This is a genomic window from Intestinibacter sp., from assembly GCF_022780145.1.
Taxonomy (GTDB): Bacteria; Bacillota; Clostridia; order Peptostreptococcales; family Peptostreptococcaceae; genus Intestinibacter.
This window is the reverse complement of the sequence record NZ_JALEXO010000330.1, coordinates 1-3,116: the sequence shown is the minus strand read 5'-3', so window position 1 is coordinate 3,116 and position 3,116 is coordinate 1. Positions and strand designations below refer to the sequence as shown.

Annotated in this window: 3 protein-coding genes; all 3 read left to right on the top strand. The window is 31.2% G+C overall.

The window, feature by feature from the left end:
* Positions 1–753, top strand: a 753-nt coding sequence (locus MR593_RS12425) for a His/Gly/Thr/Pro-type tRNA ligase C-terminal domain-containing protein (RefSeq protein WP_290693482.1), incomplete at its 5' end; no start/stop codon positions are given.
* A 75-nt stretch (positions 754–828) separates the two neighbouring features.
* Entirely contained in the window at positions 829–2,313 is a 1,485-nt protein-coding gene (gene gltX / locus MR593_RS12420; RefSeq protein WP_290693479.1) for a glutamate--tRNA ligase, read from the top strand.
* 101 nt (positions 2,314–2,414) lie between these two features.
* The coding region (locus tag MR593_RS12415; protein ID WP_290693476.1) for a hypothetical protein at positions 2,415–3,116 on the top strand (702 nt) is incomplete at its 3' end.

Below are 3,116 nucleotides of genomic sequence, written 5' to 3'. Positions count from 1 at the left end.
GTAAAAGCGGTTACTGGAGCAGAAGTAGGATTTGCAGGACCAATAGGAATAAAGGCTGACTACTTATTTATAGATCAAGAAGTTGTAGACCAAAGAAATGTTATAATAGGAGCTAATAAAACTAACTACCATATACAAAATGCTAACTTCGGAAGAGATTTCGATGGTGTAGTAGGTGACTTCAGAAATGTTCAAGAAGGAGATAAATGTCCAAAATGTGGTGCACCACTTGAAATAATGAGAGGTGTTGAAGTTGGTCATATATTCAAATTAGGAACTAAATATTCTGAAGCAATGGGAGCTACTTTCCTAGATAAAAACGGTAAATCTCAACCAATCATAATGGGATGCTATGGAATAGGTGTTGAAAGAACTGTTGCAGCAGTAATAGAACAACATCACGATGAAAATGGTATAATATGGCCATTAGCAATCGCTCCATATCATGTAGTAGTTGTTCCAGTTAACGTTAAGAAAGCAGAACATCTTGAAAATGCTGAAAAAATCTATGAGGAATTACAAGCAGCAGGTGTAGAAGTTTTACTAGACGACAGAAATGAAAGAGCTGGATTTAAATTCAAGGATTCTGATTTATTAGGTATACCAATGAGGATTACAGTTGGTAAAGATATAGTTGATGGAAAAGTTGAATTCAAATTAAGAAGTGAAGCTGACAAAGAAATAATAGCTGTTGAAGATGTATTAGACAGAGTAAAAGCTGAATTTGTAAAAAACAACGTAAAATTAGGATAGAAGAATTTGTAAATTACAATATAGGAGAATATATTGTATAATAGAACATTATTAACCAAATATAGGAGGTAAAAAATGAGTGAAGTAAGAGTAAGATTTGCTCCAAGTCCAACAGGATTTGTTCATATAGGTAGTTTAAGAACAGCATTATACAACTATCTATTTGCTAAAAAAATGGGCGGAAAATATATATTAAGAATAGAAGATACAGATAGAACTAGATTAGTAGATGGTGCTATAGAAAATATGCTAAATGCTATGAAATGGGCTGGCGTTAACCATGATGAAGGTGTTATGCTAGACGAAAATGGAAACATAGTTCAAAAAGGTGAATATGGACCATATATCCAATCAGAAAGATTAGACATATATAAAAAATACATCCAAGAATTATTAGACACTGGAAAAGCATACTACTGCTTCTGTACAAAAGAAAGATTAGACGAAGTAAGAGAAAAACAAAAAGCAGCTGGTGAAACTCCAAGATACGATGGCCACTGTAGAGATTTAACTAAAGAAGAAGTAGAAGCTAAAATAGCAGCTGGTGAACCATATGTAATAAGATTAAAATTACCAGAAAACCACGTAATAAAATTCACTGACTTAGTTAGAGGAGAAACTGAATTCAATACTAACGATTTAGACGATCAAGTATTAATAAAAACTGACGGTTTCCCAACTTACCACTTTGCAGTTGTAGTTGACGACCACCTAATGAAAATAACTCACGTAATAAGAGGGGAAGAATGGGTTTCTTCAACTCCAAAACACGTGTATTTATACGAAGCATTTGGATGGGAAGCTCCAAAATTCGTTCACTTACCAAACATACTTAACAAAGAAAAGAAAAAATTAAGTAAGAGACAAGGTGACGTTGCAGTAGAAGATTTCAAGAAAAAGGGATACTTACCAGAAGGGCTAGTTAACTACATAGCATTAGTTGGTTGGTCTCCAGAAGAAAACAAAGAAATATTCTCTATGGAAGAATTAGAACAAGCCTTCTCTATAGAAAGAGTTTCTAAGAGTGGTGGAGTATTTGACACAGAAAAATTAAACTGGGTTAATCAACACTACATGAAAGACGGAGATGATGATGTATTAACTAAATTAGCTATACCATTCATCGTTGAAGCTGGATATGTAACAGCAGAAGAAGCTGAAGAAAAATACGACTTCTTAAAATCAATAGTATCAGTATTAAAAGAAAAATTACACTATGTAAAAGAAATAACTGATCATATATCAATATTCTTTGGAGATACAGTTACTGTAGAAACTGAAGAAGGTGCAGAATTCTTAAAGATGGAACATATACCTACTTTAGTAAATGCTTTAGAAGAAAAAATAGCTGCAGTAGATGTTTTAGATGAAGAAGCTGTAAAAGCTATATTAAAATCTATCCAAAAAGAATACAAAATAAAAGGTAAAAACCTATATATGGGAGCTAGAATACCTCTAACAGGACAAATGCACGGTGCTGATTTAGGACAAATAATGGCTATCTTAGGTAAAGACCTTTGCTTAAAGAGATTAGCATATGCTAAGGAAAATTTAATATAATTTTTTAGCGAATAAGTAGAGTGAAAATAATTTAATATATCATTTAAGGAGATGACACAAGTGCTGTCATCTCCTTTTTACATTTGTGAGGGGGAGTTTTTATGCATTCTATGGAAGATACGTTTAGAGAAAGTATTCAAAAATTTATAAAATCAAAATTTAAAAAAGAACAAGGGATTGAAATAAATGACAATACACAAAGTAACATTATTTTTAAAAATAAAAAGTTGAAGCTAAAAGATTTAAAAAAGGTGTTTGAAAACATAGATCACCAAAATTTAGATAAAAAAATAATGCAATTAAAACCTAATGAAATAAGGGAGGATATAATACAATCTATTTTAAATAAAAATAATAAGGATGCAGCCCATGAGGTTTATTCTAAATATATAGATTATATGAATGCGAATTATTTTAAAGGTGAGTCTAAAGGGTTACAAATAGAAGAATTACCATCATATTATTCTGAATTAGAAAGAAGATTGTTAATTGCTAAGAAAATGCATGAGGAATTCAATATAGAAGATGTAGCTAAAGAGTTTTTGGTTAGTGAGAGAACTATTAAAAAGGACTTATCAGCTTTACAAAATGGAGAGATTGAGGTTTTAAATCAAAAGTTGCAAGTTGAATATCAAAAAGATGGAGAACATATACAACTTAAGTCAAAAGCACACCCCTTGTTTTTAGTTGAAAACTTAACACAAGTTATAGCTATATTAAATGGTTTATCTTATGCTAGAAGAGATTACGGATATCATGAATACGCTAAAGAAACTGCAGTATCTATTTGGATGCAATTATCT

Bases quoted from the DNA above. Each gene is read 5' to 3' on its own strand.
- gltX (WP_290693479.1), top strand. From the start codon at position 829: ATGAGTGAAGTAAGAGTAAGATTTGCTCCAAGTCCAACAGGATTTGTT.